Source organism: Ewingella sp. AOP9-I1-14 (genome assembly GCF_052375995.1).
Lineage (GTDB): Bacteria > Pseudomonadota > Gammaproteobacteria > Enterobacterales > Enterobacteriaceae > Ewingella > Ewingella allii.
Map to the genome: position 1 here is coordinate 221,027 of NZ_JBQSVA010000003.1, position 20,950 is coordinate 241,976.

Annotated in this window: 20 protein-coding genes and 3 tRNA genes; 8 read left to right on the forward strand and 15 right to left on the reverse strand. The window is 52.4% G+C overall.

Annotation, left to right across the window (positions count from 1 at the left end; all coding sequences use genetic code 11):
* Positions 1-122 precede the first annotated feature (122 nt).
* Positions 123-920 (forward strand): YtjB family periplasmic protein, encoded by a 798-nt coding sequence (locus ACT3RT_RS10910; protein WP_496202971.1) that lies wholly within the window; start codon positions 123-125, stop codon positions 918-920.
* Here the strand turns inward: ACT3RT_RS10910 and yjjJ are convergent.
* The 5 genes from yjjJ to deoC all read right to left on the reverse strand — a co-directional run bounded on the left by yjjJ (position 917) and on the right by deoC (position 6,888).
* Positions 917-2,263: a type II toxin-antitoxin system HipA family toxin YjjJ gene (yjjJ, locus tag ACT3RT_RS10915; RefSeq protein ID WP_485903069.1), complete on the reverse strand. Its 1,347-nt coding sequence runs from the start codon at positions 2,261-2,263 to the stop codon at positions 917-919. The two genes, ACT3RT_RS10910 and yjjJ, sit on opposite strands and share 4 nt — an antisense overlap.
* Before the next feature lie 251 nt (positions 2,264-2,514).
* Entirely contained in the window at positions 2,515-3,234 is a 720-nt protein-coding gene (gene deoD / locus ACT3RT_RS10920; protein WP_353500931.1) for a purine-nucleoside phosphorylase, read from the reverse strand.
* A gap of 109 nt (positions 3,235-3,343) precedes the next feature.
* Entirely contained in the window at positions 3,344-4,567 is a 1,224-nt protein-coding gene (deoB, locus tag ACT3RT_RS10925) for a phosphopentomutase (protein WP_353500930.1), read from the reverse strand.
* Positions 4,568-4,675: 108 nt separating this feature from the next.
* Positions 4,676-5,995 (reverse strand): thymidine phosphorylase, encoded by a 1,320-nt coding sequence (gene deoA / locus ACT3RT_RS10930; protein WP_353500929.1) that lies wholly within the window; start codon positions 5,993-5,995, stop codon positions 4,676-4,678.
* Positions 5,996-6,108: 113 nt separating this feature from the next.
* Positions 6,109-6,888 carry a deoxyribose-phosphate aldolase gene (gene deoC / locus ACT3RT_RS10935; protein WP_353500928.1) on the reverse strand — a complete coding sequence of 260 codons (780 nt, stop codon included), beginning with the start codon at positions 6,886-6,888 and terminating at the stop codon, positions 6,109-6,111.
* A gap of 55 nt (positions 6,889-6,943) precedes the next feature.
* Between deoC and ACT3RT_RS10940 the strand changes: the two genes are divergently transcribed.
* Positions 6,944-7,207, forward strand: a complete 264-nt coding sequence (locus ACT3RT_RS10940) for a hypothetical protein (RefSeq protein WP_353500927.1) — start codon at positions 6,944-6,946, stop codon at positions 7,205-7,207.
* Positions 7,208-7,457: 250 nt separating this feature from the next.
* Here ACT3RT_RS10940 and ACT3RT_RS10945 read toward each other — a convergent pair whose 3' ends face one another.
* From ACT3RT_RS10945 to ACT3RT_RS10975, 7 genes are all read right to left on the reverse strand, one after another.
* Positions 7,458-8,237: a TatD family hydrolase gene (locus ACT3RT_RS10945; protein ID WP_353500926.1), complete on the reverse strand. Its 780-nt coding sequence runs from the start codon at positions 8,235-8,237 to the stop codon at positions 7,458-7,460.
* Entirely contained in the window at positions 8,237-9,448 is a 1,212-nt protein-coding gene (locus ACT3RT_RS10950; RefSeq protein WP_496202972.1) for a patatin-like phospholipase family protein, read from the reverse strand. The genes ACT3RT_RS10945 and ACT3RT_RS10950 overlap by 1 nt, the downstream gene beginning before the upstream one ends.
* Positions 9,449-9,661: 213 nt before the next feature.
* Positions 9,662-9,823 carry a DUF1328 domain-containing protein gene (locus tag ACT3RT_RS10955; protein ID WP_013577105.1) on the reverse strand — a complete coding sequence of 54 codons (162 nt, stop codon included), beginning with the start codon at positions 9,821-9,823 and terminating at the stop codon, positions 9,662-9,664.
* A gap of 283 nt (positions 9,824-10,106) precedes the next feature.
* Positions 10,107-10,697, reverse strand: coding sequence for a molecular chaperone OsmY (gene osmY / locus ACT3RT_RS10960; RefSeq protein WP_034786952.1), 591 nt, complete (start codon positions 10,695-10,697; stop codon positions 10,107-10,109).
* 480 nt (positions 10,698-11,177) lie between these two features.
* Entirely contained in the window at positions 11,178-12,767 is a 1,590-nt protein-coding gene (gene prfC, locus ACT3RT_RS10965) for a peptide chain release factor 3 (RefSeq protein WP_034786949.1), read from the reverse strand.
* A gap of 149 nt (positions 12,768-12,916) precedes the next feature.
* A complete protein-coding gene (gene rimI, locus ACT3RT_RS10970; RefSeq protein ID WP_353500870.1) occupies positions 12,917-13,360 on the reverse strand; it encodes a ribosomal protein S18-alanine N-acetyltransferase in 444 nt (147 codons plus the stop codon).
* Entirely contained in the window at positions 13,329-13,742 is a 414-nt protein-coding gene (locus tag ACT3RT_RS10975; RefSeq protein ID WP_396131573.1) for a DNA polymerase III subunit psi, read from the reverse strand. The genes rimI and ACT3RT_RS10975 overlap by 32 nt, the downstream gene beginning before the upstream one ends.
* 115 nt (positions 13,743-13,857) lie before the next feature.
* Between ACT3RT_RS10975 and rsmC the strand changes: the two genes are divergently transcribed.
* From rsmC to ACT3RT_RS10995, 4 genes are all read left to right on the forward strand, one after another.
* Positions 13,858-14,916, forward strand: coding sequence for a 16S rRNA (guanine(1207)-N(2))-methyltransferase RsmC (rsmC, locus tag ACT3RT_RS10980; RefSeq protein ID WP_485903066.1), 1,059 nt, complete (start codon positions 13,858-13,860; stop codon positions 14,914-14,916).
* A gap of 280 nt (positions 14,917-15,196) precedes the next feature.
* Positions 15,197-15,282 (forward strand) — tRNA-Leu (locus ACT3RT_RS10985).
* A 57-nt stretch (positions 15,283-15,339) separates the two neighbouring features.
* A tRNA-Leu gene (locus tag ACT3RT_RS10990) sits at positions 15,340-15,425 on the forward strand.
* Between the two features lie 49 nt (positions 15,426-15,474).
* A tRNA-Leu gene (locus ACT3RT_RS10995) sits at positions 15,475-15,560 on the forward strand.
* Positions 15,561-15,696: 136 nt separating this feature from the next.
* Here the strand turns inward: ACT3RT_RS10995 and ACT3RT_RS11000 are convergent.
* Positions 15,697-15,981, reverse strand: coding sequence for a DUF1435 domain-containing protein (locus ACT3RT_RS11000; RefSeq protein ID WP_353500867.1), 285 nt, complete (start codon positions 15,979-15,981; stop codon positions 15,697-15,699).
* A gap of 264 nt (positions 15,982-16,245) precedes the next feature.
* On the opposite strand from ACT3RT_RS11000, the gene ACT3RT_RS11005 reads away from it, so the two are divergent.
* Complete coding sequence (locus ACT3RT_RS11005) at positions 16,246-17,337, forward strand: GGDEF domain-containing protein (protein WP_485902242.1); 1,092 nt, start codon at positions 16,246-16,248, stop codon at positions 17,335-17,337.
* Positions 17,338-17,833: 496 nt separating this feature from the next.
* On the forward strand, positions 17,834-18,868 hold the full coding sequence (gene rhaT, locus ACT3RT_RS11010) for an L-rhamnose/proton symporter RhaT (protein WP_485902240.1): 1,035 nt from the start codon (positions 17,834-17,836) through the stop codon (positions 18,866-18,868).
* A gap of 69 nt (positions 18,869-18,937) precedes the next feature.
* Here rhaT and rhaR read toward each other — a convergent pair whose 3' ends face one another.
* Positions 18,938-19,807: an HTH-type transcriptional activator RhaR gene (gene rhaR, locus ACT3RT_RS11015; protein ID WP_353500864.1), complete on the reverse strand. Its 870-nt coding sequence runs from the start codon at positions 19,805-19,807 to the stop codon at positions 18,938-18,940.
* Positions 19,808-19,895: 88 nt separating this feature from the next.
* Positions 19,896-20,723, reverse strand: a complete 828-nt coding sequence (rhaS, locus tag ACT3RT_RS11020) for an HTH-type transcriptional activator RhaS (protein ID WP_353500863.1) — start codon at positions 20,721-20,723, stop codon at positions 19,896-19,898.
* Positions 20,724-20,950: the final 227 nt, after the last annotated feature.

Consider the following 20,950-nt stretch of genomic DNA (forward strand, 5'->3'; position numbering starts at 1 on the left):
GGTTCGCGAAGGCAGCCAACGCAGAAGCAGCTTGAAGGATGCTGGGTAAATGAGGCAACAAGCTACCCTATAGCCCGCGCTTCTGGCAACATTAAAGTCGTCGAAAATCTTAAGGAAACAGAATGGCAAAGGCCAAACTGAAATTTCGCCTGCATCGCACAGCTATCGTTTTGATTTGCTTGGCTTTATTGGTAATTCTGATGCAAGGAGCTTCTTACTTTAGCTTGGGGCATCAGCTTGCCCGTTCCCAGCAGGTGGAACAACTTGCCCAGACACTGGCGAAACAGTTGGCTTTTACTCTGGCTCCGCTGATGGACAGCGAGAATGATGGCGCGGATATCGCCCAGATTTCCACTATTTTGAATCAACTTACCGACAACAGTCGCATTCTTGATGCCAGCGTGTATCAGATGGACGGCACGCTGATCGCCCATGCCGGTGAAAAGGTGCCGGTTCGCGACCGGCTGGCACTCGACGGCAAGCGCGCGGGAAGCTACTTCAACCACCAAATCGTTCAGCCGATTGAAGATAAAGACGGCCCGAACGGCTTTCTGCGCCTGACCCTCGACACCCACGTGCTGGCAACCGAATCCAAACAGGTGGATAACACCACCAACCTGCTGCGCCTGATGATGCTCGCCGCGCTAGGCGTCGGCATTATTCTCGCCCGCACCCTGCTGCAGGGCCGCCGCAGCCGCTGGCAGCAATCCCCTTTCCTGCTGACTGCCAGCACGCCGGTGAAAGAGGATGATGAGCCAGAGGAAGAAGAAACGGACGAGTTTGGCCCACCGCCGACGCTCAATATGACCGAACCCGATGCCGAAGTGGCTCCGGCCAAACCCGCCACCGAGCAACAAACCAAAGAAGCCGCCCAGGCCGCCTACCGCAGCCTGAAACGCAGCCGCGAAAAGCGGGATTAGGCCAGCCGCCGAATATTGGCGGTGATTTCCGTAACCTGAGCCAGCATCTGGCTGGCTATCAGGCGGAATTCAGGGCTGATAAGCGCATCCTGCTCCACCTTCTGCCAAAAATCTAACGCCCAGCGCTGGGCCCGCAGCCACTGGCTTTTCGCCACGGCCGGGTCTAAAACAATATTGATTGCCTGCCGTTTCATGTTGCCGCTTCTGTCCGGCGCGAAGCTCATCGGCAGCATGTCGTAAACCGGCGATAGCTCGAAGGCGAACTTGTTCGGCAACAGCGGTGGGTCGATAAACGACAGGTTGCCCTGATGCATGTCACCGTTGGCGATCAGCTTGCCAAAGGCGTAAAGCTCGCCAATGCGCATCAGCGTGCTCTGCGAAATCAGTTTCTCCTGCTGCAATTTTGCCGCGATGGCGACCCAGCTACCGTGGCTGCCCGTGAATTCAGCGGCGACGGCCTCCAGCGAGGCCAAACCGCGCCGCCCGCGCTCGCCAAGGCGATCAAAGCGTTCGACCTCTAAGAACACCTCACCATGACTTCCGCTGTACACCTCTGCCTGCGCCGCTGCAATGCCTGCCTGTTGCAGCACGGCCAGCGCGTGAGCCTCCGCACGCAGTAAATCACCCCAGCGCCGGGTGTTTTCATTGGCTTCTTGTGGTGAAAATTTTACTAAAACGTGGGAAGCGGGCTTCTGCTGGTGCTCGACAAAAACGCTAAACTTCGGCTGCTCTCCCCCGGCCGAAGAACCCACTTCTTGCCCCGCGAGGCTTTTTTGCGCCAGCTTCTCGAAAGCAGAGATCTTATCTTGGAAAGCCACGGCCGCCTCATCCGGCTTTAACGCCCACTGCTGATACGCGGCCTGCCCCACAATGAGGTTGCCCACGGTTTCATTGCCATGTCGGCTGAGGGCCAGCAGGGTTTGCGATTCATTCCACAGCTTAATGTCTTCAGGTAGGGCCAGCAGCGCGCTGATATCCCGACCCCACGCGCGGCCCAAAAATCCCTGAGGGCGCATGTCGGTAATAAACCACGGCAGCCCGTCGAACAGCACGCATTGGCCATCGACAGTTTCAAACGCGCAGCTCTCCGCAGGCCATATCGACACAATGCGGCCTACTTGCTCCGCCTGCCCCTGGGTATCAATTCGGTAGAATGCAAATTCGCTCTCTCCACCAATGGGTCGCAGCAGGGCGTAGCGCGTCGACTTCCCGCGGCCAATCTTGCGTACATCATTCTGCTCGGCAAGCCTGCGGGAAAGGGTTGCCTGACTTACCCCGATTTGGGCCATGATCTCTTTCGCCGTCAGGCTGCCCTGACGCAGTAAATCAGCTAACTCGCTCATCGATGAATAGCATCCTGAATAGAAAGATGAATAGAAAGAGATAATTATTTATAGATCAACACTGAAGAACAAGCGAGGAAAAAACTATTAAAAATAGAAATTTAGAGCGATTACTGAAAATACGAGAAAGATTGCCGATCAAATAAAGCACAAAAAACCGTGATTTCGTGAATAGAAAAGCTGAAAAATATGAATAGAAACGGGGACTTTTAAGGGTCCCCGTTTTGTTGTTTGTAGTCTGGCTACAGAACTTACTCTTTATCGCCCAGCAGAACGGATTCCAGCGCGATTTCGATCATGTCGTTGAAGGTGGTCTGGCGTTCTTCAGCGGTGGTTTGCTCGTGAGTACGGATGTGGTCAGAAACAGTACAGATAGTCAGTGCTTTAGCGCCGAACTCTGCTGCCACGCCGTAGATACCGGCAGCTTCCATTTCAACACCCAGAATGCCGTATTTTTCCATCACGTCGAACATTTGCGGGTCTGGCGTGTAGAACAGGTCAGCGGAGAAGATGTTACCCACGCGCGCGGTGATGCCTTTGGCTTTGGCCGCGTCAGAGGCGTTGCGCACCATGTCGAAGTCAGCGATAGCCGCGTAGTCATGGTCTTTAAAACGCATACGGTTCACTTTGGAATCCGTACATGCGCCCATGCCGATAACGATGTCGCGCAGCTTGATGTCTGGACGAACTGCGCCGCAAGAACCCACACGGATGATTTTCTTCACGCCGAATTCGGTGATCAGCTCTTTGGCATAGATTGAGCAAGAAGGAATACCCATGCCGTGGCCCATTACAGAAATTTTGCGGCCTTTATAAGTACCGGTGAAGCCCAACATGCCACGCACGTCGTTCACTTGTTTCACGTCTTGCAGGAAAGTCTCAGCAATGTGCTTGGCGCGCAGCGGATCGCCCGGCATCAGCACTACGTCAGCAAAGTCGCCCATCTCGGCATTAATGTGTGGAGTTGCCATTGTTATCGTCCTTTCATTCTTTTTAGATTTTATAGATAAAAAACAGGGTGGATTTCACGCCGTAGCCGGGCGCGAAGCCAACAACGCTACGGCGCGAAAGGCGCTGTGTTTACAGCATGGATTTACCGTAATCCATCGGCGACAAATCGAAGTACTTCGCCACGGTCTGGCCGATATCCGCGAAGGTGTCGCGGTAACCTAACGAGCCAGGTTTCACTTTCGGGCCGTAGATTAACACTGGAATGTGCTCGCGGGTATGGTCGGTGCCACGCCAGGTTGGGTCACAACCGTGGTCAGCGGTGAAGATGATGATGTCATCTTCTTTCACCAGCTCCAGCAGCTCTGGCATACGGCGGTCGAACAGCTCTAGCGCAGCCGCGTAGCCCGGCACGTCACGGCGGTGGCCGTAAGCGGAGTCGAAATCTACGAAGTTGGTGAAGACGATAGTTTTGTCGCCAGCCAGTTTCATCTCTTGAATGGTCGCGTCAAACAGCGCGTCCAAGCCAGTGGCTTTCACTTTTTTGGTGATACCCACCTGAGCATAGATGTCGGCGATTTTACCCACAGACACCACGTTGCCGTTTTTCTCATCAACCAGCTTTTTCAGAATGGTTGGCGCTGGCGGCTCTACAGCTAAGTCATGGCGGTTACCGGTGCGCTCGAAGTGACCTTTTTTGTCACCAATGAACGGGCGCGCGATAACACGACCAATGTTGTAGCCACCTTCGGTCAGCTCTTCACGAGCGATTTCACACAGCTCGTACAGGCGATCTAAGCCGAAAGTCTCTTCGTGGCAGGCAATCTGGAACACGGAGTCAGCAGAGGTATAGAAAATCGGCTTGCCGGTTTTCATGTGCTCTTCGCCCAAGTCGTCCAGCACCACGGTACCGGAAGAGTGGCAGTTGCCCAGATAACCCGGCAGGTTGCCGCGCTCTACCAGCTTATCCAGCAGTTCCTGCGGGAAGCTGTTGGTGGTGTCGCTGAAGTAACCCCAGTCGAACAAGACCGGAACACCGGCGATTTCCCAGTGACCAGACGGGGTGTCTTTACCGGAAGAAAGCTCGCTGGCGTAGGCGTAAGCGCCGGTTATCTCAGCGTTACCGTCCATACCGTCAGGGATCTTGCCGGTAGAAGCTTCGGCAGCTTTCGCCAAACCTAAACGGGTCAGGTTAGGCAGATTCAGTGGCCCTTGGCGTCCAACGTTGGCATCGCCACGTGCACAGGCAGCGGCAATATGGCCCAATGTGTCAGAACCTGCATCACCGAATTTTTCAGCATCTTTACTGGCACCAATACCGAATGAGTCCAGTACCATGATAAACGTACGTTTCATCTTGCACTCCTATGCTCAATTATTCGTTGCGTGCATCGGTTCAGGCCGACACACAGATCATATTGAATTGGGGGCGTCGCTACGCATTTTCAACCCCCAAATATCCGATTATTTAATTCTGCGATACACCACCGGGGTGGTTTCCGGCGCCTTGTCGCTGAGGACAATCGCCGCGCGAACTTCTTCAGCGGCGCTCTGCCAGGCTTCTTCATTGCTGGCGTGGATCATCGCCAATGGCTGCTGGGTATCCACCTGCTGGCCCAATTGCGCCATGTTGGTCAGCCCAACGCTGTAGTCGATTGGGTCGCTGGCGCGACGACGGCCGCCACCCAGTGATACCACCGCCATGCCCAGCGCGCGGGTGTCCATGGCGCTGACGATCCCGGCTTTTTCTGAATACACAGGCTTGCTGAGGGTCGCCTTCGGCAGATAGCTGTCGTAGCGCTCGATGAAGTCAGCCGGGCCTTTTTGCGCGGCGACCATGCGGCCGAAGATCTCTGCCGCCTTGCCGTTGTCGAGCACGGCTTGCAACTGGCGGCGTGCATCGGCGTCGTCACTGGCTAAACCACCGGAAATCAGCATTTCGACGCACAGCGCCATAGTGACTTCCAGCAGGCGTGGATTGCGGTATTCGCCAGTCAGGAAGCGCACGGCTTCGCGCACTTCCACGGCATTACCCGCGCTGGATGCCAGCACCTGGTTCATGTCGGTCAGCAGCGCGGTGGTTTTACAACCCGCGCCATTGGCTACGTCAACGATCGCCTGCGCCAAGTCTTCGGACAGCTGGTAGGTCGGCATGAAGGCGCCGGAACCGACTTTGACGTCCATCACCAGCGCGTCCAGCCCTTCCGCCAGCTTTTTGGCGAGAATCGAGCCGGTGATTAGCGGAATGGAGTCGACGGTGGCCGTGATATCACGGGTGGCGTAGAAGCGTTTATCCGCCGGAGCCAAAGAGCTGGTCTGGCCAATGATTGCCACGCCCACATCTTTGATAATGCTGCGGAAACGGTTGTCATCCGGGAAAATGTCAAAGCCCGGAATGGCTTCCAGTTTATCCAGCGTGCCGCCGGTATGGCCCAAACCGCGCCCGGAGATCATTGGCACGTAGCCGCCACAGGCCGCTACCATCGGACCCAGCATCAGCGAAGTCACATCGCCCACGCCGCCGGTGGAGTGTTTGTCGACAATCGGCCCGTTGAGGTTGAGGCTGTTCCAATTCAGAACGGTGCCGGAGTCGCGCATCGCCATGGTCAACGCCACGCGCTCTTTCATGTTCATGTCGTTGAAATAGATGGTCATCGCCAAGGCAGCAATCTGCCCTTCCGATACCTGACTGTCACGGATCCCATTGATGAAAAAGCGAATCTCTTCTTCGCTTAGCGGCTGTCCGTCACGTTTTTTTCGAATAATTTCTTGTGCGAGAAACACGGAGTGCTCCTGAATGACTAGGAATGTAGAGAGGAAGTTATTGATGTTCCAGGGCTGGGGCCCGGCGAGCCGGACCCCGTAACGCCGAATGCGTTAGCGAATTGCCTTAACGATCAATAGCTGCTGGTAGACTTTTGGTCAGCGTGGCCCAGCGTGGTCAGCAGGCTGGCTAACAGGCTGGATGCGCCGAAACGGAAATGACGCGAGTCAGCCCATTCGCGGCCCAGCAGGCGGTCTGCCAGTGCCAGATACTGCGCGGCGTCTTCAGCCGTTTTCACGCCGCCCGCTGGCTTGAAGCCAACGTCTTTGCCTACGCCCATCTCTGCAATCACTGTCATCATCAACTCTGCGCTGTGCAGGGTCGCGTTGACCGGAACTTTGCCGGTTGAAGTTTTGATGAAGTCAGCACCGGCTTTGATGGCGATTTCTGAGGCTTTACGAATCAGCGAATCTTGCTTCAGTTCGCCAGTTTCAATAATCACTTTCAGCAGCACATTGGCGGCAGCACAGGCTTCTTTGCACTGTTTTACCAGCTCAAAACCGATCTGCTCGTTGCCCGCAATCAGCGCGCGGTATGGGAATACAACGTCAACTTCATCTGCGCCATAGGCAATAGCCGCGCGGGTTTCAGCTACGGCGATCTCAATGTCATCGTTGCCGTGCGGGAAGTTAGTGACGGTCGCGATACGGATGTCAGGAGTGCCTTGCTCACGCAGGGCTTTACGCGCAACCGGAATGAAACGTGGATAGATGCAGATAGCAGCGGTGTTGCCCGCCGGGCTTTTGGCCTGATGACACAGGGCGATCACTTTTTCGTCAGTGTCGTCGTCATTCAGGGTAGTTAAATCCATCAGGTTCAGTGCGCGTTGTGCTGCGGCGGTTAAATCGGTCATAAAACTCTCCAACAATTTTCAATTCCAGCGACCAGCCAGAACTGAGCATACAGTCATGAACCCGGCAAAAGATGCCGAACTCTGCACGGTTGGCGAGCGGACTTGGTTCCTTGAAGACAGCGAACAGAGGCGAATTTGCGCCCTGCTGGCAGATGAGATCCTTCTCACCGCACCTGATTGGCATCAGCCAATGCGTTGTGACTATTTGAACACGCCGTATCAGGTTGCTCTGTGCAGTATTTCACAAATTATGAAAACCGCTTGCAACGTTACTTCCACAAATGAGATTCGCATCACACTTACGCTGCAGCAATTCTGAGATTGGCGCAATTATGCTCAATATCCGGCCCTAATAAGAGTGTACACCCGATTCATGACAACTGATGGCGGGTTGCCCACTCTGTGATCACCGACCGGTGATCTTGAAATGAATGTTATAATAATAACATTTAAAGGAGAAGCATCGCGTTTAAAAAGCGCACTAAAAGCTATACCTAGAAATTTGGTGGATTATAAATGTTATTTAAATAACAAAATTACATTTAAGAAGCCCAAACTGACCGGGAAATTTAAAGCGGAAGGGCGAAAACGCGGCGGCTGTTCTCCAGCAGTGCGCTGGCAATCTGCTCCGGGGACTCTTCCCGCAGTTCGCACAGCACATCAAATACCGCTGCGGCGCGCTCGGGGCGGTTGGGTTGGCCCTGAAAACCTTGCAGCGGCATGTCCGGCGCGTCGGTTTCAAGTAGCAGACTGGAGAGAGGAAGCTGGGCCATCACATTGCGGGTTTTCTGCGCTCGCTCGTAGCTAATGGTACCACCGACGCCGATAGCAAAGCCTAATTTAACAAAGGCTTGTGCTTGCGAAAGGCTGCCCGCAAAACCGTGAACCACGCCCGTCGCCGGCAGTTTCGCCTGACGCAGCATGGCGGCCAGCGGATCGTGGCTGCGGCGAGAGTGCAGGATAACCGGCAGGTTTTCGCGTTTCGCCAAGGCAAATTGCGATTTGAGCAGCCGCTGCTGCTTTTCAAACTGCGGCTCTTCCATATAGAGATCTAAACCAATCTCCCCTACCGCCACCAGCTTGTTATCACGCTGAGCCAGAAAACCGTCCAACAAATCAATATCGGCATCCCGGTGCTGGGCGATATACAGCGGATGCAGGCCCAGCGCGGCGTAAAGCTGGGGATGCTGTTTGGCTAGCCGCACGATGCCCTGAAAACGGTCTGAGGTAACGGCAGGCACGATGATTTGGCGAACACCCGCCTGTTCCGCCATGGAGAGGCTCTCAGCCTCGGCGCCGGTAAAAGGCGGGAAATCAAAATGGCAGTGGGTATCAATAAAATGCGCCATTACAGATTCTCACCATCGCTGCGTTTGTCCTCGGCTTTTGGCGAGGCGTCGGGCTTAGGCGTGCTGCTTTTGGCGGCGTATTGGCTCTCATCGTGGAATGCGGCCGGGAGTACCATGCCGCCATCGGCCACGATGTCAGTGAGCACGGCGGGATCGAGAATGATCTGCTCCACCGGACCGGCCTGCGCGGCGATCGGCACCACGTTTTCTGGATTCTCCTCCGGCACCACCACGCGTTTTGGCCGGGTTTTGCGCGGCAAAATGTAGGGCAAGGGTTTATCTTTTTCGCGCGGGATCAGCCAGTGTGACGCAGCAGACAGGAAGTAGCGCGCACAGCGGCGTCCGAGATGGTAATCCTGATTCAGCGCCGGGAAACGGCTGCCCAACGCGTGGCTGGCCAGGGGTTTTGGCGGGAAAATCTCAAAGATGCGCAGATCACCCGGTGGGTTTTCGATGAATTGTTGAATACGGTGATAACTGCTTTCATGGTGTTGCATCATGCGCACCAGCTGTTGCAGGCTGCTTTCGCTCAGCCACTGCTCCATCCGCTTCATCCACTGCGGGGTATAGAACATGGCGGACGGCACGGTGCGGATCACCACGATCGTGTCCGCGCCGCGGCGATAAGCCTCTTCCACCGGGATGGCGTCACTGATGCCGCCGTCCTGATAGCTCACGCCGTCCAGCTCCACGCCCATGCGATAAAAGCCCGGAATGGCGCTGGAGGCTTTGATCACCGGCAGCCAGTTCTCGCGCGTCGGCGCAAAGTAGTTGGCGGAGTAGTCATCGCTGCGGCAGGCGCACATCAGGAACTCGCGGCCGTCGATCAACAGCTTTTCGGCGGTATCCATCGCCAGCGGCATATTTTTTGAGGTTTCTTCCACCAGCCAGTCGAGATCGATCAGGTGGCCGCCACGCACAAAGCGCAGTGGATTGAAGAAGTGGGGGCTGGTTGTGTAGCGAGTGATGACGCGTCGGGCATAACCCGGCTGGCCGCAGACGAAAGCGGAAAGATTTTGTGCCCCGGCAGAGGTGCCGATATACAGGTCGAACGGATTAAACCCCGCACGCTGGAACTCATCCAGCACGCCAGCGGTGAAAATTCCGCGTTGTCCGCCGCCTTCGCACACCAGTGCTATCTTGCCTGGTTTGTAGGGTTTGTAAGCCAGTGGTTCAATGTTGCCGAGCGTGACAGGTATTCTGTATCCCAACGCCTTTCCCTCAGTATTTCAGCCTCACAGATGGCGGGCCTCAACTAAGAGCATACATTGTCTTTCTAATATGGGTAATCAACAGACAAAATACCGGGGATTAAATCGTTACTTTCTGTTAACCAAGCTATCTAATCTCTAGAAGTTGGTACTCAGCGTAAGATTTAATCCCCGGCAGGATTCTAAGTGCTACTTAATCTTTCCGACCTGGTGTCAGAGTCGTTTACGTCCGGTAAACAAGCTCACCAAGAACAGAATGATACCGACGACGAAGACGATTTTTGCAGCCCAAGCAGCTGTACCAGCCAGACCACCAAAACCAAGTGCCGCCGCGATAAGCGCGATGATTAAAAATATAATGCCCCAACGAAACATAAGCTTCTCCTTACCCTATTTAACTTTTACCCAAATCAATGTGGTACCCAATATTCCGGGCCTCAGTTCAGCTTTAAACATTTCTTTTCGGCTGCTTCAAAAGTGCTTTTTACGTGTTGAAAGAAAAATGCTTACCTTTTAAAGATAGTCGTAAAAATGAAACTGTTAGGAAAACTGACTGTTTTATGGCGCGAAAGGTCCTATGAGTTCTGTTTTATGGTGTTAACGCTTACTGCTGAAGAGCAGATTGCCTGCCTAAACAGGCAATCTTTGATCGAAAATCTTATGGTGCGATTTTCAAATCATTTTTGACGCTTTTTACACCGTCAACGGTTTTAGCCACGCTTTCAGCACGATCGGCCTGAGCCTGATCTTTCACTGAACCGGAAAGTTGAACAACACCGTCGGTGGTTTCAACTTTGACCATGCGTGATGGAACGATGTCATCAGCCAGCAGCTTAGCTTTCACCGACGTGGTGGTGGCGGTGTCGCCAGCATAGCCTTTTGCGGACTGCTCTTTGCTGTCTTTAGTGTGCAGTTTATCGCTGACGGATTTTACGCCTTCAACTTTAGTTGCAACGGCCACGGCTTGCTCGCCTTCAGCCTGTGAACCGACAAAACCACTCAGCGTGACGACGCCGTTGTCGGTTTTAACGGAGATATCATTGCTCTTGATCGCTTTGTCATCGATCAGTGCGCTTTTAACTTTTGCTGTAACGGCGCTGTCGCCCATGTAGCTATCAACTTTCTTCATGGAGCTATCGATTTTTGCACCCGCGCTATCAGTGGTGGTTGCAGCCAATGCGCTCCCGCTCATTACAGCGGTGCTCAAAACAACGGCCAGCATGGAATAGGCAAAGTTAGACTTTTTCATCGATTTCTTCCTTTAGTTTATAAGTCCTAAATGGCGGACTCTTTACGTCACATGGTCGTGACGGTTTTGTGCAATATCGAACCAGACTCAAGGTCTGTAACTTAGTTAAAAACCTTTCTCTTATTGCATGTGCAGTAGAGTCATTTGTTAAAGGGTGAGATTTGTCACCTTTACCCTATAACACTCTGCTTTATTAATCGGAAGCAGTGGTTTAACCCACCGTTCGCTGCACACAGATTTAATATAGCTGAGAAATCGAAGATGGGGAGAAAGAATGCTAAATCGGCGCCAAATGCAGACAAGTCCGATCAAAACACCACAATATTGCCCAATAAATCAACGAAAACCGCAAAAGTAGTTTCGCAGCGGAAAGATTAAAACAGCAGAATTGTGCAAGCGGGAAGAGAAAAGGCGACCGGATCGTCGCCTTTTGAGGGGGGCTGAGTTAACCAATGAAATAGGTTAACCGAGCAGTGAAAATTAATGCTCGCGGGTTTTGCGGAACGTCACTTCCGGGTAACGCTCTGACGCCAGGTTCAGGTTCACCATGGTTGGCGCGATGTAAGTCAGGTTATCGCCGCCGTCCAGCGCCAGGTTAACTTCGTTCTTACGCTTAAACTCTTCGAACTTCTTCACGTCGCTGCATTCAACCCATCGGGCGGTGCTGACGTTGACGGATTCGTAAATCGCTTCAACGTTGTACTCGCTCTTCAGACGCGCGACCACCACTTCAAACTGCAGTACGCCGACTGCGCCAACAATCAAATCGTTGTTGGCGATTGGGCGGAATACCTGCACTGCGCCCTCTTCCGACAGCTGAACCAGCCCTTTCAGCAGCTGTTTCTGCTTCAGTGGGTCGCGCAGACGGATGCGACGGAACATTTCTGGGGCGAAGTTCGGAATGCCGGTGAACTTCATGTTCTCGCCCTGAGTGAAGGTGTCACCAATCTGAATGGTGCCGTGGTTATGCAGGCCGATAATATCGCCCGGATAAGCCTCTTCCACGTGCGAACGGTCTCCCGCCATAAAGGTCAGCGCGTCGGAAATCACCACGTCCTTGCCGGTACGCACCTGACGCAGTTTCATGCCTTTTTCATATTTGCCGGACACCACGCGCATGAAAGCCACGCGGTCACGGTGTTTCGGGTCCATGTTGGCCTGGATCTTAAACACGAATCCGGTGAACTTCTCGTCGCTGGCTTTCACTTCGCGCAGGTCGGTGTTGCGTGGCATTGGGGCAGGTGCCCACTCAACCAGTCCGTCCAGCATGTGGTCAACGCCGAAGTTACCCAATGCAGTCCCGAAGAACACTGGCGTCAGTTCGCCACTGAGGAATGCTTCTTGCTCGAACTCGTGGGACGCGCCCTGCACCAGCTCCAGCTCTTCGCGCAGCTGTTTCGCCAGATCTTCGCCCACGGCGGCGTCGAGGTCAGGGTTGTTCAACCCTTTAACAATGCGCACTTCCTGAATGGTGTGACCTTTACCGGTCTGATACAGGTAAGTTTCGTCTTTATAGAGGTGGTAAACCCCTTTGAACAGCTTACCGCAGCCGATAGGCCAGGTAATTGGCGAGCAGGCAATTTTCAGCTCGCGCTCAACTTCGTCCATCACTTCCATTGGGTCGCGGATGTCACGGTCGAGTTTGTTCATAAAGGTAAGAATTGGCGTATCGCGCAGACGGGTAACTTCCATCAGCTTGCGGGTACGGTCTTCTACACCTTTCGCGGCGTCGATCACCATCAGGCAGCAGTCCACCGCCGTCAGAGTACGGTAAGTATCTTCCGAGAAGTCTTCGTGCCCAGGGGTGTCGAGCAGGTTAACCAGACAGTGGCGGTACGGGAACTGCATCACGGAGGTGGTGATGGAGATACCGCGCTGCTTTTCCATTTCCATCCAGTCGGATTTCGCGTGGTTATTGGAGCCACGGCCTTTTACCGTACCGGCGGTCTGAATCGCGTGTCCGAATAACAACACCTTTTCAGTGATGGTCGTTTTACCCGCATCGGGGTGAGAAATAATAGCGAAGGTACGGCGTTTAGCCACTTCGAGGGCGAATTCACTTGGAGACATGTTTTTCACGTTTCTTCGGTTGGCCGCCCTGCATCATTGTTCATCACGTCACAGGACGTCAGGCAAAGCGGTAATAAAAGTTAATAGCCGGCTATTTTCACTGATTTAAGCTGGATGGGCAATCAATGGTTTTTTAGGCAGGGTTTACGCTAACCCAGAATCAGCGCCATCATGATGGCGTCTTCACGGCCTTGCGCGGCGGGGTAATAGTTGCGGCGAACGGAAACTTCATTAAAGCCGAGGCTTTCATACAGCGCGATGGCTTTGCTGTTGGAGGCGCGGACCTCAAGCCACAGGGTGACGACGTCGCGCTGCTCGAGCTTTTCGATGACATCTTCAAGCAGCTTGCGGCCTAAACCTTGGCGCTGGAATGCGGGGTCGATGGCGATGTTGAACAGCGTCGCCTCGTCGAGAACGATCTGCGTGATGGCGAAACCGGCCATCTGCTCGCCCTGCGTGATTTTGAGATTGAGGTAACGCTCGCCCTGATTGCTGGCCAAGGTTTTCTCGGTCCAGGGGAAAGCGTGGCTGGCGTTTTCAATTTGCAGGGCACGGGGTAAATCAGCGGGCGTCAGAATAGAAATGTTGTTCATTTTCACAAATCTGCTGCCAGAGCGCGCGTTTGGCTGCGGCATTTTGATAAAGCTCGGCCAGAGCCGGGCTGGATAACTGTGTGCCTTCGACCGCTAAGGGTGCGTTAATGCCCAGTCGCCATGTATTACAGTGCGTGCCTTCGGGGAGCATACTCACCTGCTCTGGCGTCAGACGGTAAACCTGTTGAGCCGCCAGCGCGAGGCTGCGCACCACATCATTTACCAACGGATCATCTTCAGCAGGAGGCACATCGGCGACGATCAGCAGACGGGTATTTTCCGGCAAGCTAACGGCCACTTCCCCTTGTAAAACAGAGGGTTTGCGCAATGTCCACTGGGTGATCCCCATCTGTTGTAACAGCCAGTCTCGTCTTGATGCCATACCTGTTCCCTGCCTGTTGAACACCCGAAATGCCGCGCTATGCTAGCAAACACATCGAACGCGCGCCAATAAACCTCTATAATCACCGGTCATATTCCTGAGGAGCCACAACCTGATGTCTGCATTAACCCCGGCAAGTGAAGTAATACTGCGCCACAGTGACGAATTTACAGGGCGCCGCGTGCTGTTTGCCGGTGACTTACAAGATGATTTACCCGCCATTTTCGTTGATGAGTGCGAGGCCGAAGAGGTTCGCGTTCATACCAATCAATATCACCACTGGCAGATGCTGAGCGGCGCATTACAAGACAATGTGCAATTTAGCCTGTTAGCCGATGCTGAATTTATCCAGCCTTCTGACCTGCTGGTCTACTACTGGCCGAAGAGCAAGCAGGAAGCAAAATTCCAACTGTTCAACCTGTTGTCGCAGCTGCCAGTCGGTATCGACATCTTTGTGGTCGGCGAGAACCGCAGTGGCGTTCGCAGCGTGGAAACCGTGCTCGAAGGCCTGTGCGCAGTGAGCAAAATCGACAGCGCGCGCCGCTGTGGCTTATACCACGGCCGTTTGGAAAAACAGCCTGCGTTCGACGCCGAAGAGTGGTGGGACACCTATATGGTGGAAGAAGTCGCCATTAAAACCCTGCCTGGCGTATTCAGCCGCGAAGGGCTAGATAGCGGCAGCCTGTTGTTAATCAACAGCTTTGAAGAGCCGGTGAAAGGCAAAGTGCTGGATATCGCCTGCGGCTCCGGCGTGCTGGCGGTAGTATTGGCCACTTATTCGCCAAAAATGAAAATCACCCTCAGCGATGTGAGCGCAGCGGCTATCGAAGCCAGCCGGGCGACGCTGGCAGCTAACGACCTGCCGGGTGAGGTTATCGCCAGTAATGTCTACTCCGACATCGCGGGTCGTTTCGATATGATCATTTCCAACCCGCCGTTCCACGAAGGCTTGCAAACCAGCCTCCATGCGGCTGAACAGCTGATTCGCGGCGCAGCCAAGCACCTGAATACCGGCGGGCACCTGCGCATCGTAGCTAACGCCTTCCTGCCATACGCTGCCCTGCTGGATGCCACCTTCGGCAGCCACGAAGTGTTGGCGCAGAATGGCCGCTTTAAGGTGTATCAAGCCACGCTAGGCCGCACGCCACGCGATCCGAAAAAGAAAAAACGCTAACCTTAACTCGCCGGAGCCGTACAGGCTGCGGCACCTTACATCGCCGCGGCCTTGGCTTCACTCAGGGAGACATCAAACGCGGCGAACTTTCCCTCGAGTCATTGCATTTGGCCTATTGGTAAAAGCTAAACAGCCTTATTCCCCATGAATATGCTGCTTTTTACACCAAACGTCGGCAATGGGGGAAATAAGTATTGACGGCGGAGCGGAAATCTCTAGAATTCGGCCCCGTAGTTGTATTACTCGCAGAGTAAGTTCTGATGAATTTTCTGCTGAGAATGCGATGGTGGCGGAATTGGTAGACGCGCTAGCTTCAGGTGTTAGTGTCCTTTGGATGTGAGGGTTCGAGTCCCTCCCTTCGCACCAATACAACTACTGAGTGAGTTAACAGCAGTAAACTGAATTTATATTGCACGGCACGATGCGATGGTGGCGGAATTGGTAGACGCGCTAGCTTCAGGTGTTAGTGTCCTTTGGATGTGAGGGTTCGAGTCCCTCCCTTCGCACCACTCCGGTGATATAAATCAGGCAGTTAGATATAAAGAAGAAATCATCTGTGCGATGGTGGCGGAATTGGTAGACGCGCTAGCTTCAGGTGTTAGTGTCCTTAGGATGTGAGGGTTCGAGTCCCTCCCTTCGCACCACATGATTCTCTTCAAATATCGACATCCCCTCTTGCAAGTCTCTGTCTTTTCTAAAAAAATCTCTGCCTTTCAGGCAACAGTCAGTCACCCAAAACCCCTAAACCTTGTTAAACGATTTATCCTTTCGCCCGTCCGGTTATAGCAGATTGAAATTTAAAGAGAGTGCTGTCAGCCCGCCTGCCAGTGCAACAAACGACGGCAGGAGTAAATAGTGGCGAAGTGTTTTATGCAGCAACATCACCAGCGTGGCGAGCATCGCAATAACGACCAGTACGCGTAGGTTATCCAACGAAAGATTGGCTAAAGCCAAGAAGGGCAGCAGCGCACAAGGCAAAAGTACGCCCCAGCCGCTGGTCAGCCTTTTACCTAAAAACCAACTCACTCCCCAGAGTCCACACGCCGCTACCATCGCTGCAATCATGATTTTTGCCATACAGTGATAATGAGAACCAATAGCATATAGCAATTTTTCTCATCGCGCATCATTTTGCCCGCCACGCGCCCGTTAAGGTGACAGTGGTAACCAAAAGTGATAGTTTTAAGTTCGGTATTTAATAACCTATCGAATTTAAATAATCACCTTCCTAGATTATTAGTCGTCAATTTATTTGAACTCAGCTATTTACTGCAGATATTGCAGCATTGATCTATTCATAAGGCCGGACCCTAAATAGAGTGAATTTTAATGATATTTCATGCCTATGATGAATTGCTAAAAAGCAAACATCGTCTTTCGCTATTGTTATTCTTTTTCTTAAATAGTGCATCGGCCCTATTTTCAATGATTAACCCAGCAGTAAAGATGGCTAAAGCCAGCTTGCCCTTAATGATTATTGGGGTGGTGTGCGTATCAGGATTAATATTCATTTATTTGAATAAAAAAACTGAGCTATTCCGTTTAAGTATCTGCTCCATCTTGGTCGGCAGTTTATGGGCATGGCATATAATTCTGCAGTTCGATAAAATCGGTGACTATGATAAGAGTTACTTGCTGGTCAGCCTGCTCAGTATATTCTTTATTAGCGTTATCGCTTTATCGGATAATTTCCTGGCATTTTGCCTTCATGTAGCACCTTCCACTGGAACCGTTATTTTTTTAGACGGTTTCACTCACATCTCCAAGATAATTTTCACCGTTGCCCTGCCGCTCATTGGTCTGTATCTGCACCATATGATGCTTAAACGCAGCGACGCCTTCACCCGCCGAATGTTGACCAATCTCTATAGCGAAAGGGAAAAATTTAGCGATCTCAGTATGCTTGATCCCCTTACCGGTTTGTATAATCGCCGCGGCTTACAAAACAAGCTAGAAACCGTATTCAGTCAGGACAAATCCAGCCATTACGTGATGTTACTCGATATTGACCACTTCAAAGCCTACAACGATAACTATGGTCATACCATGGGAGATCAGGCTTTGGTGCGGGTCGCAGCAGCCATACGCGATGCCGTTCGTTCTCGCGACGTGGTGGTGCGCTACGGGGGTGAAGAGTTTCTGGTCGTGATGTCGAATGTGTCCCAGGACTACGCGGTACGCATGGCTGAGCGCATTCAAAATAAGGTGCTGAGCTTAAATATTCCCCATAACTTTAATGCTGATGTTTCCACCCATGTGACAGTCAGCGCCGGGCTTTCTACCCTCCATGACGGCGATTTCCCTTCCGCATTAACTGCGGCAGATCAGTTGCTTTATCACGCCAAAAATAGCGGAAGAAATAAAATACTTTATTCTTGGGAAGCTATTCTTTCGACAGATAACATGAAAAACTCGCTGTGAATAACGGCGAGTTTAATGTTTCAAACATTAAAAAAATGGATGCTTAATACGCCAAGAAAATTGGCATTAACCATTATTCCTGAGAAAATTTATTTCATTATTATGACAACCTCGTTTATCCATTAAGGCTGCTGAATGAAATAGCACCATTCACTGCCTATGTTACATCAGTCTGTTACCTCTCGGACGAGTGCCAAGAGTAGAAATTACCCGGATATATTCTGCGATGGTGATTATGGCCTTCTTAGCCTGACCAAATTAAATACCCCCTCCCCTCTTTTTTAGCTGCCATTTCTAATCTGTGAACTGCCACATCACCATCTTTTAGCGAATGCCAAATGCGCCCCAATGATGGCACTCAGTGGAAGGTACCCAATAACAACCCTGCCTAAACTTCGCTCAATGCCGCCCTTAACGTTTATCGCGGCAGTAAAACGTGCCCTCACATAACAACCTCATCTACAACCAGTATGAATAACGAAAAAGGGTTATCAGTATGAGCAGTTCTATTATTCTTGGCATTATCTGGCACTTGGTGGGCGCCGCCAGCGCAGCTTGTTTTTACGCCCCGCTCAAGCAAGTTAAAAAGTGGTCGTGGGAGACCATGTGGTCGATGGCCGGCCTCTTCTCATGGATAGTTCTGCCCTGGGCAGTGAGCTATGTTTTATTGCCAGATTTTTGGGCCTATTACAGCTCATTCAGTCTTTCAACACTGCTACCTATCTTCCTGTTTGGGGCAATGTGGGGCATAGGTAATATCAACTATGGCCTGACCATGCGCTATTTAGGCATGTCGCTGGGGATAGGCATCGCCATCGGTATCACCCTCATAATTGGCACGCTCATGACACCCGTTCTGCAAGGGAAAGTTGATGTGCTGATAGGAACGGCGGGCGGCAGAATGACGCTGCTCGGCGTGTTGGTCGCGGTGATTGGCGTTGCCGTGGTCAGCTACGCAGGCTACCTGAAGGAAAAATCGCTGGGCATCAAAGCAGAGGAGTTTAACCTCAAGAAGGGGCTTATTTTGGCCGCTTTCTGCGGTATTTTCTCCGCCGGAATGTCATTTGCCATGAGCGCCGCGACGCCTATGCATGAATCAGCCGCGCAGCTAGGTTTGAATCCCCTCTATGTTGCCTTGCCAAGCTATGTTGTCATTATGGGCGGCGGCGCGATCGTCAACCTCGGCTTCTGCTTTATTCGGCTGGCAACCCGTCGCGAACTTTCCGTGAAAGCAGATCTGTCGATTGCTAAACCCCTGCTCATCACGAATGCGCTGTTTGCCATCTTGGGCGGCACCATGTGGTACCTGCAATTCTTCTTCTATGCGTGGGGCCACGCCAGCATTCCGTCAGAGTACGGCTACATGAGCTGGATGTTACACATGAGTTTCTACGTCTTGTGCGGCGGTATTGTTGGCCTGTTGCTCAAAGAGTGGCTAGGCGTGGGCAAGAAGCCGGTGGCAATTTTGTCTCTGGGATGTCTGATCATTATTCTGGCCGCCAACATCGTGGGCATGGGAATGTCGGCCTAATCCCTTAATCACATTGCCTACAGCGACTGCCACAAAGATAAACTCACTGTGGCAGTCGCTCCATGAGCATCAGGATAATGTCGGCACCACCATCGGCTTAACGACATGTTTCATAAAGCGCTGGCGATAATCTCTTGGCGATACCCCGCAGGCTCGGTTAAACACCACTGAAAAATAGTTGCTGTCATCAAAGCCGCATTCCGCCGCAACTTCACCAATGGTCCGATCGCTATAGCGCAGCAAACTCATAGCCCGACACAGCCGTAGTTGTCTTAAGTAGTGCGACACGCTCATGCCGGTATGCTGTTTGAACAAGGCTCGCACTGCGCGTAGCCCTACGCCGTGCTTCTGGCAGAAACTCTCCAGATGGAACGGCTCGCTAATACTCGCTCGCAGTGCCATCAGCAGCAGATCTAGCTGGTGAGCATCGGGTAAAACGCCGCTATTTGGCGGGTGACGATAACGCAGCAGCAAGAGGGCGAGCTGCATCAATAAGGCTTCACTGAGCTGAACCGAGATCGATTCTGATTTCATACATTCAGCAGAAAGCTCGTCGACTTTATCCCGTAAAGCCGTCATGCCAAGGGAACTGAGCCGCCAATAGCGCTGCTCCTGGCTTACGCCCTCCCCTGGCAGCAGTTGGGTCCAATCGGCAGCCAGACGAAAGCGTTCGCGACAATACAGAATATTGTCCAGCGCCAGGTCATTGACTGACTCATAGCTATGTCGGTCATTGGCATTGATATAGAACAGATCGCCGCAGGTAATGGGGTAAGGAATGCCATTCCAAATATGCGTGCCGTTACCCCGCCAAACAATCACCAACTCGTCAAAGTCGTGATCATGGGAAGGGAAATTTGCCTGAGGGTGGCGTTCGGCCACCATGACGGAGTTTTTATTGGTCAGAAAAAAATCATTTTTCATTAATTTAAGCTGCATCGTGGCTATCCCCAAACCCATTCAGTCAAAGGAATATAAGCGCAGGGCAAATTTTATACCCGCATCAAGCAGCCAAAAGGTGCGGCAGCTAACGCAATTGGTTGCGCATCAGTTTTGGCGACATGGAGAACTCCCGGCGAAACTGCGTCGAGAAATGATTACTGTCGCTGAAGCCACAGGCGTAGGCGATATCGGTAATGCTTTGATCGCTATGGTGTAGCCTGCGGCGCGCCTCGAGCAAACGTAGGCGATTAAGATAACGCTGGGGCGTCATACCAGTTTGCTGCTTCATTTGCCGGTGTAAGGTGCGTAGTGCCAACGTAAATCGATCTGCGGCTTCCGGCCAGTTAATCTCCTCACTGTAATGGCCATGCAGCCATTCGAGTAGCTGGTTAATTTTGTTTTCCGAGGTGTCTCGCAATAGTGGCTGGAAACACCCCTGATAGAGCAGGATCAACAGGTGCAGAAACTGGCTTTCCGTCGCCGCGATTTGCTGGGGGTGGGTTCCCCCCGCATGCTGCTCTAAAACAGCGATACATTGTAGAGCCTGTTGCAACAAAGTTGGGCTAAGCTGCCAATGCACCTGTTGCTGATAGTGATGTTCTTGCGGGAGAAATTGCCCGACGTCGTGCAGAAAACGAAATGCCTGTGGTGAACGATAAAGCACATTCGTCAGCCGAAGATTATCGACGCTTTCAAAAAGATGGTGGTCACTGGCGCGCACGAAACAGACAGTGCCGACGGTAAGTGTATAAGGTGCATCGTTAAAGATATGTACGCCGGACCCACTCTCCACCAGCATGATCTCGTGGAAATCATGGTAATGCTCAGGGAAGGCTTCCTGCGGAGTTCGCCGTTCCACGGCTATGGTTAACTCTGGTGAAGCAAAATAATCATCGCCAATTAGTAACGTCATGTCTCGCCTCCTGTCCTCAATAAGTGAAATAACCCTATCCTGACCACTGGCGGATAACCTTAAAACGACGGCATAGAAAACGCGTTCGCGGTTATTTTTTAAAGATTTGCCGACTGTTGAAAGGAACTGCGGCGAAGATCACAACCTATAATTGCAAAATTCTTCCCATTACATTCGCGGTGAAGTTCCTTCGTTTTTATCGTTTTGTGATCCACTCCCCCATCACC

Coding starts and splice junctions, on each gene's coding strand:
- ACT3RT_RS10910 (WP_496202971.1), top strand. CDS start 123: ATGGCAAAGGCCAAACTGAAATTTCGCCTGCATCGCACAGCTATCGTT.
- yjjJ (WP_485903069.1), bottom strand. CDS start 2,263: ATGAGCGAGTTAGCTGATTTACTGCGTCAGGGCAGCCTGACGGCGAAA.
- deoD (WP_353500931.1), bottom strand. CDS start 3,234: ATGGCAACTCCACACATTAATGCCGAGATGGGCGACTTTGCTGACGTA.
- deoB (WP_353500930.1), bottom strand. CDS start 4,567: ATGAAACGTACGTTTATCATGGTACTGGACTCATTCGGTATTGGTGCC.
- deoC (WP_353500928.1), bottom strand. CDS start 6,888: ATGACCGATTTAACCGCCGCAGCACAACGCGCACTGAACCTGATGGAT.
- ACT3RT_RS10940 (WP_353500927.1), top strand. CDS start 6,944: ATGAACCCGGCAAAAGATGCCGAACTCTGCACGGTTGGCGAGCGGACT.
- ACT3RT_RS10945 (WP_353500926.1), bottom strand. CDS start 8,237: ATGGCGCATTTTATTGATACCCACTGCCATTTTGATTTCCCGCCTTTT.
- ACT3RT_RS10955 (WP_013577105.1), bottom strand. CDS start 9,823: ATGTTTCGTTGGGGCATTATATTTTTAATCATCGCGCTTATCGCGGCG.
- osmY (WP_034786952.1), bottom strand. CDS start 10,697: ATGAAAAAGTCTAACTTTGCCTATTCCATGCTGGCCGTTGTTTTGAGC.
- prfC (WP_034786949.1), bottom strand. CDS start 12,767: ATGTCTCCAAGTGAATTCGCCCTCGAAGTGGCTAAACGCCGTACCTTC.
- rimI (WP_353500870.1), bottom strand. CDS start 13,360: ATGAACAACATTTCTATTCTGACGCCCGCTGATTTACCCCGTGCCCTG.
- ACT3RT_RS10975 (WP_396131573.1), bottom strand. CDS start 13,742: ATGGCATCAAGACGAGACTGGCTGTTACAACAGATGGGGATCACCCAG.
- rsmC (WP_485903066.1), top strand. CDS start 13,858: ATGTCTGCATTAACCCCGGCAAGTGAAGTAATACTGCGCCACAGTGAC.
- ACT3RT_RS11000 (WP_353500867.1), bottom strand. CDS start 15,981: ATGATTGCAGCGATGGTAGCGGCGTGTGGACTCTGGGGAGTGAGTTGG.
- ACT3RT_RS11005 (WP_485902242.1), top strand. CDS start 16,246: ATGATATTTCATGCCTATGATGAATTGCTAAAAAGCAAACATCGTCTT.
- rhaT (WP_485902240.1), top strand. CDS start 17,834: ATGAGCAGTTCTATTATTCTTGGCATTATCTGGCACTTGGTGGGCGCC.
- rhaR (WP_353500864.1), bottom strand. CDS start 19,807: ATGCAGCTTAAATTAATGAAAAATGATTTTTTTCTGACCAATAAAAAC.
- rhaS (WP_353500863.1), bottom strand. CDS start 20,723: ATGACGTTACTAATTGGCGATGATTATTTTGCTTCACCAGAGTTAACC.